Source organism: Mycolicibacterium chlorophenolicum, from assembly GCF_001044235.1.
GTDB lineage: Bacteria > Actinomycetota > Actinomycetes > Mycobacteriales > Mycobacteriaceae > Mycobacterium > Mycobacterium chlorophenolicum.
In genome coordinates, this window is record NZ_JYNL01000053.1 from 1 (window position 1) to 14,883 (window position 14,883).

Annotated in this window: 12 protein-coding genes and 1 pseudogene; 9 read left to right on the forward strand and 4 right to left on the reverse strand. The window is 69.6% G+C overall.

Annotated features, from left to right (window positions below; all coding sequences use genetic code 11):
- Window positions 1–408 precede the first annotated feature (408 nt).
- Window positions 409–810 carry a hypothetical protein gene (locus MCHLDSM_RS20670; RefSeq protein WP_131722666.1) on the forward strand — a complete coding sequence of 134 codons (402 nt, stop codon included), beginning with the start codon at window positions 409–411 and terminating at the stop codon, window positions 808–810.
- 38 nt (window positions 811–848) lie between these two features.
- On the opposite strand, the gene MCHLDSM_RS20675 is transcribed toward MCHLDSM_RS20670, so the two are convergent.
- A complete protein-coding gene (locus tag MCHLDSM_RS20675) occupies window positions 849–2,816 on the reverse strand; it encodes a hypothetical protein (protein ID WP_048471798.1) in 1,968 nt (655 codons plus the stop codon).
- Between the two features lie 351 nt (window positions 2,817–3,167).
- On the opposite strand from MCHLDSM_RS20675, the gene MCHLDSM_RS20680 reads away from it, so the two are divergent.
- The 4 genes from MCHLDSM_RS20680 to MCHLDSM_RS20695 are packed head-to-tail and all read left to right on the forward strand — an operon-like array spanning window position 3,168 to window position 8,193.
- Window positions 3,168–4,520 carry a tyrosine-protein kinase domain-containing protein gene (locus MCHLDSM_RS20680; RefSeq protein ID WP_048471799.1) on the forward strand — a complete coding sequence of 451 codons (1,353 nt, stop codon included), beginning with the start codon at window positions 3,168–3,170 and terminating at the stop codon, window positions 4,518–4,520.
- A 12-nt stretch (window positions 4,521–4,532) separates the two neighbouring features.
- Window positions 4,533–5,825 carry an O-antigen ligase family protein gene (locus MCHLDSM_RS20685; RefSeq protein ID WP_048471800.1) on the forward strand — a complete coding sequence of 431 codons (1,293 nt, stop codon included), beginning with the start codon at window positions 4,533–4,535 and terminating at the stop codon, window positions 5,823–5,825.
- Window positions 5,822–6,700 carry a glycosyltransferase family 2 protein gene (locus tag MCHLDSM_RS20690; protein WP_048471801.1) on the forward strand — a complete coding sequence of 293 codons (879 nt, stop codon included), beginning with the start codon at window positions 5,822–5,824 and terminating at the stop codon, window positions 6,698–6,700. Before MCHLDSM_RS20685 ends, MCHLDSM_RS20690 begins: the two co-directional genes overlap by 4 nt.
- A complete protein-coding gene (locus MCHLDSM_RS20695; RefSeq protein WP_060937736.1) occupies window positions 6,700–8,193 on the forward strand; it encodes an oligosaccharide flippase family protein in 1,494 nt (497 codons plus the stop codon). The genes MCHLDSM_RS20690 and MCHLDSM_RS20695 overlap by 1 nt, the downstream gene beginning before the upstream one ends.
- Here the strand turns inward: MCHLDSM_RS20695 and MCHLDSM_RS20700 are convergent.
- Both MCHLDSM_RS20700 and MCHLDSM_RS20705 read right to left on the reverse strand, forming a co-directional pair.
- A complete protein-coding gene (locus tag MCHLDSM_RS20700; protein WP_234714134.1) occupies window positions 8,190–9,200 on the reverse strand; it encodes a cellulase family glycosylhydrolase in 1,011 nt (336 codons plus the stop codon). The genes MCHLDSM_RS20695 and MCHLDSM_RS20700 overlap by 4 nt on opposite strands.
- A gap of 22 nt (window positions 9,201–9,222) precedes the next feature.
- Window positions 9,223–10,116, reverse strand: coding sequence for a glycosyltransferase family 2 protein (locus MCHLDSM_RS20705; RefSeq protein ID WP_048471804.1), 894 nt, complete (start codon window positions 10,114–10,116; stop codon window positions 9,223–9,225).
- 187 nt (window positions 10,117–10,303) lie between these two features.
- Between MCHLDSM_RS20705 and MCHLDSM_RS20710 the strand changes: the two genes are divergently transcribed.
- From MCHLDSM_RS20710 to MCHLDSM_RS20725, 4 genes are all read left to right on the forward strand, one after another.
- Complete coding sequence (locus MCHLDSM_RS20710) at window positions 10,304–11,398, forward strand: glycosyltransferase family 4 protein (RefSeq protein WP_234714135.1); 1,095 nt, start codon at window positions 10,304–10,306, stop codon at window positions 11,396–11,398.
- 5 nt (window positions 11,399–11,403) lie between these two features.
- Window positions 11,404–12,348 carry an NAD-dependent epimerase/dehydratase family protein gene (locus MCHLDSM_RS20715; protein WP_234714136.1) on the forward strand — a complete coding sequence of 315 codons (945 nt, stop codon included), beginning with the start codon at window positions 11,404–11,406 and terminating at the stop codon, window positions 12,346–12,348.
- Entirely contained in the window at window positions 12,345–13,472 is a 1,128-nt protein-coding gene (locus MCHLDSM_RS20720; protein WP_048471807.1) for a glycosyltransferase family 4 protein, read from the forward strand. Before MCHLDSM_RS20715 ends, MCHLDSM_RS20720 begins: the two co-directional genes overlap by 4 nt.
- 90 nt (window positions 13,473–13,562) lie before the next feature.
- Window positions 13,563–13,991, forward strand: a complete 429-nt coding sequence (locus MCHLDSM_RS20725; RefSeq protein WP_048471808.1) for a hypothetical protein — start codon at window positions 13,563–13,565, stop codon at window positions 13,989–13,991.
- 315 nt (window positions 13,992–14,306) lie between these two features.
- Here MCHLDSM_RS20725 and MCHLDSM_RS20730 read toward each other — a convergent pair.
- A pseudogene (locus tag MCHLDSM_RS20730) lies at window positions 14,307–14,876 on the reverse strand (acyltransferase family protein); the annotation flags it as partial.
- Window positions 14,877–14,883 lie beyond the last annotated feature (7 nt).

Below are 14,883 nucleotides of genomic sequence, written 5' to 3' on the forward strand. Positions count from 1 at the left end.
ATCACGAAGAAGACGTCGATGCCGACGAAGCCGCCGCGCGGCCAGCCGGTGAGGTGGGCGGCGAGCACGGCCAGAACGGCCACGGCTCGCAAACCCTGAATGTCCAGACGATAGTTTGCTCGTTCTGCACGTCGACGTCGACGTTGTGACGATTCTCGAAAACGGTCCAGCGCAGTAACCATGACATCCCCCCGGTGCACATTATGCGGCTCCGTCAGATGATCGCTGATCAACCACAGCTGGTTCTACGGCAATACACAGTGATCTGAGTCACGCCAGAGGGTCAAAGCGCTACCGGTTCGGTGTTTCGGTTTGACAGGCGTTGCACAGGTTGAGAGGCTTCTGACACAGCTACTGTGCTGCATTCTTCGGGGGAAGATCATGAACGCCATCACCACAAAGCTGAACGTGACCGCTGCTGCGCTCGCGGTCGGGGCGACAGCGGCCCTGGCGCCGATCGCTGCGAACGCCGCGCCGGCCGTATCGCTCCCGGCCGCGCCGGTGCACCAGGTCGTCGGGGACCTCGCGCAGGCGCCCGGTGATTTCCTGTACGCCACGCAGGTCATCTCGCTGCAGGTGCTGGCTGCGAACATCCGAGCCCGCTCCGCCTCGCTCGACCGCAGGGCGACCCGGCTCGAGGCCTACGCCGCGGCACACCCGGACACCTTCTTCGGTCAGCAGGCCGCCGCGGCCGCAGCACGTCTTCGTGACCGCCGCGCCGACTACGGGTCGATCTCGTTCACCGCGTGCCGCGGTGGGAGCGGTATCGCGGTCGGGCCGTACGGAACGGTGACCTCCGGTCCCTGCTGATCGGTTGCGGCGCAGGCAATTTTGCGCCTTTTCGGGTTTTACTTTCGGGCAGTCGTGCCGCGCCGGCGCGACAGCAGCACCGCCGCCACCACGGCGACGGCCAGGATCGCCGCCGCCGCGACTGCGAGCGGCACCCACGACTTCTGCGCCACCGCGGCCGGGGCTTCGGCAGCGGCCTGGGGGTCGCCCGCCCGCACCGCGACGTTCGTCGGCACGCCGGCCGCCCCGGCGGCGAGCACGTCACCGGTGAGCGCCGACCAGCCGCCCTGCTGGCGGTCGATGTAGTCGAGCAGCGGGTCGACCAACCGCCAGTCGTCGGTGGTGGTGACCAGCACGACGGTGCGCCCGCGCGCCTGGTCGGCGAAGGCCTGCACCGACCCGAGGCCGTCGGCGATGTCGGCGCGTAGTTCGGTCGGCAGGCCGATGTCGACGGTCGCGGCGTCACCGCCGACGGGCGGATCGAGGGTGGTGTCGGCGATGGCGGAGGACTTCGCGACGATCAACGCACCCGAGCGCGAATCCGCCGCGGTCTGCACGTCGACCACCTGGGGGGTCAGCTGCTGACTGGTCAGCCGCGCGATGGCATTGATGATGCGGGCGGCGTAGACCAGCTGGCCCGGATTGCTGCCGTCCATCGCGACCATGAAGCTGGGGCTGAATTCTGAAGGGAGAGAGGTGAATCCGCCTGTGGGCGTGCCGCCGCGGCGCAACGTCAGCGTCGACGTCGGGTCGACCTGGAAGGTGATCGGGGCGATCAGCGGACCGCAGGTCTGGTGCGGGGTGTAGGTCAGCGCCATGTCGAGACCGAGGTACTGCGTCAGCGCCTTGCCCTGCACGTCGAACGTCGCGTCGAGGCGGCCGCTGTCGTTGAGCGCGGCCCGGTACAGCACCCGGTCGTTGGACCGGACGACGATGCTGGCCGCATCGTCGGTGGGCACCGGGGTGTAGTCGGCGAGCAGGTGCACACTGACCGCGTCCACGCGGCCGATGCCCAGCGCCGAGCGGTCCACGCCGACGGTGACGGTGCCGGTGCGCAGCACGTCCGTCTTGCCGGACATCTTGAGCTGATCGAACGTGAAGGTGTCGCCGCTCAGCGTGGGGCTGGCCCCGGCCTGTTCGACGCGGGCGCTGGGCGTCTGCACGAGTGTCTGCAATTGGTTGACGAGCAGCCCGACCTGCGTGGTCAGTTCGTCGCCGTTGCCGCTGACCCGCAGGCGGGCGTCCGGGCTTCCGGGCGCCTCCACCGTCAGACCGGCCCGGCCGCCGGACTCGACGACGACGGTGCGGGCGAACTGCCCGGCGGGCGGCGGCGTCGCGCCGCGGGGCTGGGTGACGACATCGACGGCCAACGGCTGCGAGTGGTAGAGCCGGGTCAACGTCGAGACGAGGGACAGCACCGACTGTTGTTCGGCGGTGTTGGCATCGGTCGGGGTGTAGATGCCGACCCGTTCGAGCACCGGGGGGAAGAACGTGGCGACGGTGCTGGCGGGCGCTTCGGCGCCGGTGAAGACCGTCGACAGGCCGCTGAGGGCGAGCTGCTGGAGAGGTCCGCAGAAGCCGTCGCGGTTGTCGGTGGCGCGCAGCGTGAAGGTCAGCGTCACCGAGGACGAGCGGGCCGGCGCCGCGGAGATGTCGACGTCGAGCGGAGTCTGCGGCGGCGCGGTGGCCGCCGGCGGGAGCGGGATGCTGGTGAGCAATGCCCCGTTGGCGTCGGTGATCTCGAGGAAACCGGCGTCGACGTTCATCGGCGCCTGGATCGTGCCCAGCAGCCGCGAGGCCGTCAGGCCGACGGGTGCGGGCACGGTGACGCTGGTGGGACTGTCCGGGCCCAGATAGAGGCCGTCGTTCACCCCGAGTGTCCGCCACGCCAGCGTGACTGCCGGCGTTTGGTCAGCGGTGTTGCTGGGTTGGGCATGTCCGACCGCGATCACCGGTGCGAACGCTATTGCTGGGGCGAGGACCATTGCCACCGACAGCAGGATCGCCGACAGCGGCCGACGCGGCATCACCGATCTCCGTCGGTAGCGATTGTTTCCGACACCTCGGCGAAAGCGCGGACGCACAGCGACATTTGCGCCGAAGGGGAGGAAGTCGATCGTCGTCGCACGCGTTTCTACTTTCCCGCCATCGAGCTCCAAAAGGGCAACAGTGGTAGGACTATACCGGCGTAACAGCAGGGTGGACGGGATATCGATCGGCCATTACGTCACGGTATTTCGCGGCGAATCCGTGATCGAACGGGTGCGGCGTATCACCGTCGGAGGCACGGCAACTGAGATAGCGTGAGCGCACCGGTGTGCTCGGGTGACGCGTGAACGGCGCGCACGGGGAAAGGTCGCTGCGTTGAAAGGTCACCATTGACGTTCCAGGACTTCACGCGGATTCTGCGGACCCGCTGGAAAATCATTTGCGGCGTTTTCCTCATCGCCGTCCTCGGTGCGGTCGGTTATCTGTTGCTCGCCGCACCGCAATATCAGGCGACGACGCGGTTGTTCGTGTCGACCACCTCTGACGGCACCAATACGCAGACCAACGACGGCGGACTGTTCGCCCAACGTCGCGTGCTGTCCTACACCCAGCTGCTGCAGGGCGGCCTGCTGGCGCAGCGCACGATCGACAAACTCGGCCTCGACATGACCGCCGCCGAGTTGCAGGCCGAGATCACGGCCGTCGCGCCGACGGACACCGTGCTGATCGACGTGACCGTGCAGGACTCCTCGCCGACACGGGCCCGAGACATAGCCAACACCCTGTCCGACGAATTCGTCGTGATGGCCGCCGCGCTGGAAACCCCGGATCTGGGTGCCCGGCCGAACGCACAGATCGTCGTCCAGCAGCGGGCCGGCGTTCCCGAGGATCCGGTGTCGCCGAAGAAGGCGCGCACGCTGGGCGTCGCGGGCGTGGTCGGGCTGCTGCTCGGTGTGCTGGCCGCTCTGGTGCGGGATCGTCTCGACCCCACGGTCAGGCGCCCGGAGATGGTGGAGAGCGCCACGGGCGTCGGGGTGGTCGGCGAGATCCCCGTCGAGGCCGGCCACGGCGACGGACCGGTGGTCGCGTTCGGGCGTGACGACGCGGCGGTGGCCGATGCGTTCCGCGAACTGCGGACCAATCTGCAGTCGCTCGAAGTCGAGCCCGGGCCTCGCGTGCTGCTGGTCGCGAGTTCGGTGGCCGGCGAGGGGCGCACCACCACGGCGGTCAATCTCGCGCTCGCGCTGGCGGAGGCCGACCACTCGGTGGTCGTCGTCGACACCGACCTGCGACGGCCCCGGGTCGCGTCGTGCCTGGACGTGCCTGCGGAGGTGGGGGTGAGCACCGTCCTGGGCGGCGGCGCGGAGCTGTCGGCCGCGCTGCAGCAGACGCGGTACGCGGGCGTGTCAGTGCTCGCCGCCGGAGAGGTCCCCGCCAACCCCACCGAGGTCCTCGGCACTCAGAGATTCCGAAATCTCCTCGAGCAGTTGAGTAGTCGCTTCGACTACGTCGTGCTCGATTCGCCGCCCCTGGAGGTCAAGGACGCGGCGATCCTCAGCGCCGCGGTGCAGGGCGTGCTGCTGGTCGTGCGCTACGGACACAGCGCCCGCAAGCAGCTCGCTTCCACCGTCGCCACGTTGAAGCGCGCGGGTGCGCCCCTGGTCGGGGCCGTCGTGATGGTCCCCGCCGGCAAGGCCGCCCGCGGCGGGCGCGCGCGGCGCCTCGGCGCGCACCAGAGATAAGCGGGCGAGGTCATGCGCCACACCGTGTTCGCGCCGGCCCCCACGGGTCTGGACGCGCCGAACGCCGGGGTGCGCTTTCCGCGTCTGGAACGCCACGCGCTGACCTGGCTGATCATCCTGGCGATCGCTCTGGTCGTCGTTCCGGAGGCCATCAACCACGTCTTCGTCAAGCATTCGCCGGACCTGCCACCGCTCGAGGATTCCGCGGGCGCCTCGGAGGTCCCGCTGGCCCACCTCGCCCGCCTGGGCGGATCGGCGGTGCTGCTCGCCTACACGTCCGCCGTGGTGCTGCTGACCCGCGGCCGTCCGGACCGCGGCATCACCGGGCTGCTGATCCTGCTGCTCGCCGTCGACGTGCCCTACATCCTCAGTCCGTCAACTCCGCCGACGGCCGACGTCCCGAAGATCCTGCTGGCGAACCTGTTCGTCGTCGCGCTGTGGAAGACCGGGGCCTCGATCGACGCGCTGAAGTGGCTGCCCGTCCTGGCCACCGGTATCGGCGTGTACTCACTGATCGGCGGGCTGATCGCGCCGGACTACATGATGTACAACATCGTCTCGGAGAAGGCGATCATCGCCGGCTGGGAGCTCGCCGGACCGTTCGGCCACGGCAACGTGCTCGGAATGTATTGCGCGGTGGCCTTTTCGCTGGTGCCGTTGATCCGTGGGCTGCGATGGCAGCTGTTCTGCGGCGCCGTCCTGTTCACCACGATCCTCGCGTCGGCGTCACGGACGGCGGTGATCGCGGCGGCGCTGGTGCTGCTGTGGTGGTCGGCCTGCCGGATCCGGTCGATGGTCAACGTCCGGTTCGCCGGCACCGTGTTCGCCGGCGTCACCGCGACGACGATGTTCGTCCTGCCGTTCCTGCCCTGGGATCCGCACGCGTTCACCGACCGCGCCGCGGTGTGGGTGGCGAGCCTCGCTGAGTGGCAGCGCTCCCCGCTGGTCGGCCTCGGGGTCAACTGGTTCCTCACCGACGCCCAGTCGAACGCCAACGTCGCCGCGTGGGCGTACGTGGGCACCGGCCACAACCTGATCATCGACACGTTGGTGAAGTCCGGGGTGATCGGGGTGGCCGTGCTGGCGCCGGTGATCGTGCTCGCGATCCTGGCCGCCCGCACGCTGCCGGCGACGAACCAGCAGATCGCGCTGTTCGGTTACCTCGGGGCGTTTTTCGTCGCCGCGTCGACCGAGGCGGTGTGGGCTCTGCTGCCGAACCTGCAGCTCTTCCCGATCAGCGGCATGATCTTCGCGATGCTGATCCTGTCCCGGTACAGCAGACCGGTAGCGCAGGCGCCGCTATGACGACGGCGCCCGCGGTCAGCGTGGTGATCCCGACCATCGTTCGCCCCAGCCTGCGGCGTGCAGTGGAATCCGCTCTGGCACAGACTGTTCCGCCCCTGGAGGTCATCGTCGTCGTCGACGCGCCGGGGGAGCCGGACCTCCCCGAGTCCGCCGCGGTCCGGGTGATCACCACGCCGGGGCGGGTGGGGCCGAGCCGGGCCAAGCACCTCGGCATCGAGGCGGCCTCGGGCACCGTGATCGCGCTGCTCGACGACGACGACGTGTGGCTACCCGAGAAGCTGGAGCGGCAGCTGGCGGCCGCTCCGCCGGGCGACGAGTGGATCATGTCGTGCCGTTTCCGCCGCCTTCTCGAGGGCGGCGAACCTGTGGTCGGGCCGCGCACGCTGATCGGCCCGCACGAAGCGGTCGCGCCGTATCTGTTCGAGATGCGGGAGCGCCAGGCGTTCAACATGGTGCAGACCTCGACGCTGGTGTTCCCTCGCCACGTGGTGCAGACGGTGCCGATGTCGGTGGCCGAAGGATCGATCCACGACGACCCGAAGTGGCTGATGGAGGTGCGGCGGGTCTTTCCGGAGTTGCCGATCATCCAGCTGCCCGACCCGCTGGTCGACATCGTGTGGACGGCGGTGTCGGTGTCGCGGGCCGGGGTGGACCGCAGCGCGGAGTACATCGACTGGGGGCGGAGGGAACTCGCCGGCGAATCGCCCCGCGTGCGGGGCGATTACATGCTGACCTCGGCGGTCGGGTCGGCCCTGGGGGCGGGATCACTGCGCGGCGTGCTGGCGGCGATCAGAGCGGGGATGCGCTACGGCCGGCCCGGCTCGCTGGCGTGGGCCAGCGCGGCCAAGTCCCTGCTGCGGCTGCGGGCCCGCTGATGTCGCCGAGCTTCGCGCGGAACACCCTGCTGGGCTTCGCGTCCGGTGCGGCGGTGGCGCTGGCGGGGTTCGTCGGCAACGCGATCGTCGCGCGGCTGCTGGGCCCGGAGCGGCTGGGGGTGTTCGCCTACGTCGTGTGGTGCGTGACGGTCGCGGCGACGATTGCCGCGGTCGGGATCGACGTCGTGCAGCAGCGGTTCATCCCCAATCTGCGCGCCGAGGGGCGCGGTGACGAGGCCGAGGGGCTGATCGGGGCGACCACGCGGTTCTCGATGGCCGCGATGGCCGTGGTCGGCGTGGTGCTGGTCGGCTACCTGTGCGGGCCCGGCAAGGGGGCGCTGGCGGGCACCTCCCCGGAGGTGGTCATCACCGTCGCCGCCGTCTGGTTCGTGTCCTGGAAGCTCGGCGACCTGTACCTGTTCTATCTCCGCGGCGAACAGCACTTCGGCGAAGTGGCCAAGCTGTCGGCCGTCTCGGCGCTGCTGAAGGTGTCGACGATGGCGTTGGGCGCGTGGCTGTTCGGGATCCCGGGGGCGCTGGCCGGCTACATCGCCGGCAGCCTGATGCCGGCGAGCCGGGTGTTCCGGTTGCTGCGCAAGAAGCCGCGTGTCGGTTCGGCGCTGCGCCGCGAGGTCGTGAGGTTCGCGTTGGGCAGCTGGGCGGTGGGCGTCATCGGCAGCCTGGTGTTCGGCCGCACCCAGGTGGTGTTCCTCGAGCACTACTCCGGCCTGACCGCGGTCGGATTGTTCGCCGCGGCGGTGACGGTGGCCGAGATGGCGGTCCAGCTTCCACCGCTGCTGCTGTCCGCCCTGCTGCCACGGTTCAGCGAACAGCACGGCATGGGCGCCGAGGAACACATGCTGCGGCTGTACCGGACGACGACGGCGCTGATCGCGATGGTGATCGTGCCGCTGTGCCTGGGGCTGGCCGCCGTGGCGCCGGTGCTGATCCCGGCGCTGTTCGGAGACGCGTTCGCCGACGCGGTGCCCGCCGCCTCGGTCCTCCTGGTGGCCGCGGCCATCAGCAGCCTCGGTGTCACCACCCTGTATCTGCTCTACAGCACGGGCAAGACCGGTCTGCTGGTGATCTCGAACGCCGCCGGGCTGGCGATCACCGTCGTGCTGGGTTTCCTGCTGATCCCGCGGTACGGGCTGATGGGCGCCGCCTGGTCTCGCGGCATCGCTCAGGTGCTGGTCGTGCTCGTCGAAACCTGGTACGTGACAAGGCGTCTGGCGTTCCGACCGCCGTACCGGGTGCTCGGCGCGCTCACCGCGGCCGCCCTGGCGCAGGCCGCGGTCGCGTACCTGATCACCGTGCAGTGGGGCGGCTCGATCTCGTTGGTGGCGTCCATTCCCGCCGCGATCGTCGTGTACTTCCTTGCGCTGCGCGCGCTGTCGGTGACGTCGATGGTGGATCCCGGGCTGATGAACCGGCTGGTCGAGCGGGCGCCCGAGCACCGCAGACCCGCGGTGCGCAAGATCCTGAAACTCTAGCCGCCGCGCAACGGATCGGCCGCGGTGTCAATCAGCGCGACGGCGGCCAACTTGAGGCTGCCGTCGGTGCGCAGTACGCCGAAGTTGTCCTCGATCTCGCCGGGATCGGTTCCGCCGTCGACCAGTTCGTAGTAGATGAGCGGCCCGGCCCAGTCCCAGGTGTCGACCAACTGGCGGGCTTGCAGCAGCGTCACGGCCTGGTCGCGTTCGGACACCGCGCTCGGACCCGTACCGGTCGGGGCACCGTACTCGGTGATCCACACCTTCTTGTCGGCGTCGCCGCGCTCGGCCATCAGCGCATGCAGGGCGGGCAGGTCGGGGAAACCGCCGGTGGTGCGTTGGGTCCTGTCGGCAGGAAGCGACGGAAAGGTGTACGGGTGCACCGCGATTCCGTCGGCCAGTTGCGCGGCCCCGTCGTCGTAGAGCCGGCCGAGGTAGGTGATGGGGTCGACGTCGGCGCCGGGGCTGCCGTAGGTGGGGGAGAGTCCGCCGATCAGCAGGGTGGCCTTCGGATCGACTCCGCGCACCGCGTCGGCGGCCGCGCGGAACAGCCGGCCGTACTCGGCGACGTCGGGGGCGGGCGGCCAGAACTTGCCGGTGTTGGGTTCGTTCCAGATCTCCCAGTGGTGCACCCCGCGGGGGGCGTACCGCTGCGCGGCGACGCGGGCGAAGTTCGCGAACGCGGCCGGGTCGTCGGGCCGCGCGCGGTTCGAACCGGCCGTGCTAGTCGTCCAGGGTGGGCTGAAAGCCAGCACCAGCAGGACCTGCATCCGGTGCGCGAGCGCACGGTCGACGAGTCGATCGGCCGAGGCCCAATTCAACTGATTCTGAACCGGTTCGACCACCGACCAGTCGACGTCGACGCGCACCCAGGAGGCCTTCATCGCCGCCAGCGCGTCGAACTGGTCGTCGAGTGAGGACGCGTCGGCGCCGCGGAAGTGCACGGTCATCCCGATGGGGACGGCCGCGCCCAACGGCTGGCAGGCGGTGACCGATCCGGCGGTCACCAGGAGGCACAGCAGAAGTCGGCTAGCGAAGGATCGCACGGGTGTCGGTTTCCCGGGTGAACGGCCGGCCCACCAGTCCCTCGGCGCGGCCGATCAGCAGCGCCAGCGCGTCGCGGGGGCCGAACTTCGCCGGGTTGCGCAGCGGCATCAGTGCCGCGGCCACCAGGTGGGCCGTTTTGTACCACAGCGGGTAATGCCATGTGCGGAGCACGTTTCCGGCGCCGCGACCGTAGTTACGGAGCTTGCGGCGCCGCTCGTCGGGCGGCAGGTGGGCGAACTCGGTCTGAGCGTGCACCACGATGTCGTCGGCCCACACGATCGTGAAACCGTCGGCGGCGGCCATACGCAGCAGCAGGTCGGGGCCTTCGGCCGACTGCCACGGGGTGTCGGCGCCGGACCCCCGGTGCGGGTCGAAACCGCCGGCCACCGAGAAGGCGTCGCGCCGGAACACGGTGGCCGGCTCGATCGCGCCCCACGCGCTGCGTTTGGTCAACGGGGTTCCCGGTGCGGGCAGCGGATTGCGCGGCCCCTCCCGGTCGATGAGCCGCCCCGCGCACACCGTCGCCGACGCGACGCAGTGCTGCGCGACGCGCTCCAGGAAATCGGTGTCGACGCGGCTGGTGTCGTTGGGGAACCACAACCAGTCGACGTCGTCGCCGAGCGCCGCCGCAGCGGCGTTGCGGCCGTGGGAGATGCCGCGGGCACTGATCACCGTGCGAACGGTCAACGTGTCGGAGAACGAGGCGACGAGGAGGTCGAGTTCGGCGGCGTCGGCGGGGTCGTGGTGGGCGATCGCGACGGCGGCCGGAGGGCGTGTCTGCGCGGCGAGGTCACCGAGCAGCGCGCGCAGCGGCTCCCACCGGCCCACCGTGGTAACGGCGACGCCGATGCGTGAATTCGGCGTCTCAGGCCCCATGGCCGGAAGCCTAATGGAGGCACACCGGTGATTGCGGTAATCGACCGGCAAACGAACATCGTGAACTGGCAACTACCGCTACGATGACTGACGTCGCACGTCACATGGGTTCGTGGCGGAAATGTCGATGGCGTCTCGCATTGCCGAGCCACGTTCACAGGGAGATCCCACGATGCGGTTTGCCTTCATGACCGAGCTCTATGCGCCGAGTGTCGGCGGCCAGGAGGTCTTCTTCCAGGAGCTGGGGGAGGCGCTGGTCCGGCGCGGCCACACGGTCGACACCTACTGCATCGCCCATGTGGACGGGCTCCCCGAGGTCGAGGTGGTCAACGGTGTCACCGTGCATCGCGAGGCCAATTCCGGCCGCTACAAGGCGCCCCGGTTGAAGGTGCTGCGGCGACGTTGGTCGGACATCGTGAAGTACAGCGCACGGATCCGTCGTGTCGCCGCACGGGGTGAGCACGACTTCTACCTGCTCAATGAGTGGCCGCTGATGCACGTGCTGGCGCTGCCCGGCAAAGTTCGACCGCGAACTGCGGTGCACTGGTGCGAGATTCGGGAGGACCCGGTGCTGCGGACGGTGCAAGCCCGGTTCCCCAAGCTGGTGGGTTCGAACTTCGCGGTCGGGGACGTGGTCGCGGAGGCGATCACCCGCCAGTCCGGCCGGGCGTGCGGCGTACTGCCCAGCGGTATCGAGGCGAAGCGCTACCGGGTGGCTCCGGGCGACGAGCGCTCCGGAGCGCTGTACGTGGGGCGGCTGGCGGGGCACAAGAATCTGCCGCTGCTGATCGACGCGTTCGGGTTGGCCGCCGAGCGGGGCTTCGTCGGGGACCTGGTGATCGCCGGAGACGGACCTTTGCGCCGGGATGTCGAAGCCGTCGCCCGCCAGAGCCCCGTCGCATCGCGGGTGCACGTCCTGGGCCCGGTCGACGAGGCGCAGAAGATCGAGCTGCTGTCGACGTCCTCGGTGCTCGGCATGCCGAGCCGGCGCGAGGGCTTCCCGCGGGTGATCGCCGAGGCGATGGCCAGCGGCCTGCCCGTGGTGACCGCGGACTTCTCCGAGAATGGCGGGAAGGACGTGGTGAAGCAGTACGGCGCCGGCCTGGTGTGCGGCACCGTGCCCGCCGAGTTCGCCGAGGCGATGCTCGGGGCGCAGGCAGGGTGGGACGGGTACTCGCGGGCCGGCCTCGCGGGTGCCGCGGACCTGGACTGGTCGCACATCGCGGAGACACTCGAGAAGCACGCCGAACGCACGATCGACAGGGGGGTCACAACACCATGAAGGTGATGGTCACGGGCGGAGCGGGTTTCGTCGGTAAGGAGCTGGTGCAGACGCTCCAGGGCAGCGCGGAGGTGCTGGTCGCCGATCTGCTGCGCTACGGCGCGCCCGACTGGCTGGCCGGCGAGTTGGACGGTTTCGCGTTCGAGCGGGTGGACATCCGCGACGCCGCGGCCACGGCGGCGGTGGTGAAGAAGTTCGCCCCGGACGTGGTGGTGCACCTGGCGGCGATTCACTACATCCCCGAGTGTGACGCCGATCCGGCGAACGCCGTCGCCACCAACGTGACCGGCACCGCCAACGTGCTGTCGGCGCTGCCGCCCGGAACACGCTTCGTCTTCGCCAGCAGCGGGGCGGTCTACCAGCCGGACGAGGCGCCGCACCGGGAGCTGAGCTCCGTGGTGCAGCCGGTCGACATCTACGGCATCACCAAGGACCAGGGCGAGGATTACGTCCGGATGTTCGCCGAGAGCCGCGGGATCGCCGGGGTGATCGTGCGGCTGTTCAACGTGATCGGGCCCGGGGAAACCAATCCGCATCTATTGCCCGCGATCGTGGCGCAGCTGCGCGGCAAGCCCGACGCGATCAACCTCGGCAACACCTGGCCGAAGCGGGACTACATCGACGTGCAGGACGCCGCGGGCGGTTTCGCCGCGGCGGCGCTCGGCGCCGCGCCAGAGCCGGGAGGCTACGAGATCGTCAATCTGGGTAGCGGTCAACAGTATTCGGTGGACGACATCGTGAACCGGATGAAGTCGGTGCTCGGCCTGGAGTTCGAGGTGCGGCAGGACCCGAGCCGGATGCGGGCGGTCGACCGGCCGTATCTGGGTGCCGACATCTCGCGGATCGGCGAGTTGTTCGGGTGGGCGCCGAAGTGGGAGCTGGACGAGACGCTCAAGCGGATGTGGGCCAATCCGGATTTCCTGCCGCAGTTGGAAGGCCGGTTGACTTGACCGATCGGCGGGTCGATCTGCTGTTCGACGCGCGACACATCCGGCAGAGCGGTATCGGGACCTACATCGCGACGCTGCTGCCGAGCCTGGAGCAGACCTTCGCCGAGCGGGGACTGTCGCTGGCGATACTCGCCAATCGGCACGCAGTGCCCGACGTCAGCCAGGACACCGCCGTGATCCCGGCGGAGCCGGCGGTGATGTACACCGGGGCCGAGCAGCGGGTGTGGAACCGGGCGCTGAGCACGGTGCGGCCGCGAGCGTTCTGGGTGCCGCATTACCCGTTCCCGCTGGCGATGCTGCGGCCCCGCAATCGCGGGACGCGGTTGTTCATCGCGGTGCACGACACGATGCACGTGCGGCCGCGAGAGATCAGCGGGCAGAGCGCAGCGCGGCGGGCGTATGCACGCACGATGTTCCGGCTGGACGGGCGGCTGGCGACGCTGATCTTCACGCCGTCAGAGGCGACGACGGCGACGCTGACGGAGATATCACCGGGTGCCCGGGTGATGGTGGCGCCGATCCCCGTGGACGAGGAGTGGTTCGCGCCGGTCGACGCCGGCCTCTCCCCGGTGTCGGCGCCCTACCTGCTTTATGTCGGGAATGCCAAGTGGCACAAGAACCTTCCGCTGCTGCTGATGGCGTTCGGTGATATCGCCGGCGATGTGCCGCACAAGTTGGTGATCGCGGGCAGTGGAGAGACGCTGCGCGGGGGTGACGAGCGGGTGCCGGCGCTGGCGGCCGGGCTGGGGGACCGGGTCGAGGTGATGGGTCGGTTGGACTTCCCTGTGCTGCGGTCCCTGGTGGCGGGCGCCGACCTGTTGGTGATGCCGTCCTTGCACGAGGGGGCCGGGTTGCCGCCGATCGAGGCGATGGCGTCGCACACCGCGGTGGTCGCCTCCGACATCCCCTCGCTGCGGGAGACGTGCGGAGACGGCGCCGACTACTTCGAGCCGACGGACCGCGCGGAGCTGGCCGCGCTGCTGCGGTCACTGTGCCGGGACGAGGACGCACGGGCCAAGCTGGCGGCGCGGGGATGGGCGCATGTGACGGCCCGGCAGGCGGGGTTGTCGTTGGCGCCGGCTGCTGAGGCTGTGGCGGAGGAGTTGGCGGCGGACGGGTCCTGACGCCTATCGGCGGCGCTTCGGATTGACAGGCATTGCACAGATTGGCAGACTTCTCGCAACAGCGAATGTGCTGCTCTTTTGGGGGAAGTAATGAACGCCATCACCACAAAACTGAACGTGTCCGCTGCTGCGCTCGTCGTCGGGGCGACCGCGGCCCTGGCGCCGATCGCTGCCAACGCCGCTCCGGTCGTATCCATCCCGACTGCCCCGGTGCACCAGGTGGCCGGGGACCTCGCGCAAGCGCCCGGTGATTTCCTGTACGCCACTCAGGTCATCTCGCTGCAGGTGCTGGCCGCGAACATTCGGTCTCGCTCGGCCTCGCTCGACCGCAGGGCGACCCGGCTGGAGGCCTACGCGGCGGCGAACCCGGACTCCTTCTTCGGTCAGCAGGCCGCAGCTTCTGCAGCGCGACTCCGCGACCGCCGTGCTGACTATGGGTCAATCTCCTTCACCGCGTGCCGAGGTGGCACCGGCATCGCGGTCGGGCCGTACGGAACGGTGACCTCCGGCCCCTGCTGATCGGTTGCTCAACCCGAACTACGAGGACTTCCAGTTCGCAAATCGCTCAGTCCTGGCTTTATTTAGCCTCACGAGATCTGGTTGAGCTGAAGTTCTTTTTCCTCATTGGTTCGTAAAGGTCTTAGCCGAGATGGCCGCAGCAGGGCAGGGCGGGGTGGGTCTGTTCGTAGCGGTCGGGGCGGGCGGCAAAGGTGATGACGGACAGGGTGATCAGCACCAGTGCGGCGACGGCGGCGATCTTGGTGGACCGCTCGACGTGGTAGAGGCCGTGCCGCATGTCTTCGCGGGCCTGCTGGACGGCGCCCCAACTTCCGNGAAGTGGTGGCAGGCGATGGCCAGGCCGAAGGACAGGGCCAGCGCGCCGGCGTAGAAGTAGACGCTGGTGTCCATCACGGTGCCGAGCAGGACGATGACGGGCCAGTGCATCAGGTAGAGCGCGTAGGACAGGTCGCCCAGGTAGGTGGCGGCCGGGTTGCGCAGCAGGGGTTGGAACATCGGTTCGCTGCCGACGCCGGCGGCGATCACCAGTGCGGTACCGGCGACGGGGAGCAGGGCCCAGGGGACGGGGAAGCCGGCGGAGTCGGGGGAGATGAGGACCAGGCTGGCGGCGATGAGGGCGATCCCGGCCCAGGACAGCAGCGGGCGCAACCAGACCGGGGTGGTGGTGAGGACGGCGACCGCGGTGGCGAGCAGGGCGCCGACGCCGAGCTCCCAGGCGCGGGCGACGGTGTTGTAGAAGGCGCTGTGCGGGGAGACCGCGGTCTGGTAGGTGGCCCAGGCCAGGGAGGCGGCTGTGAGCAGGCCGCTGGTGGCGGCGATCAGGCCGACCCAGCGGTCGCGGCTCCAGGCGCGGCGGACGACGAGCGCGGTGACCGCGAGGATCAGTAGCGGC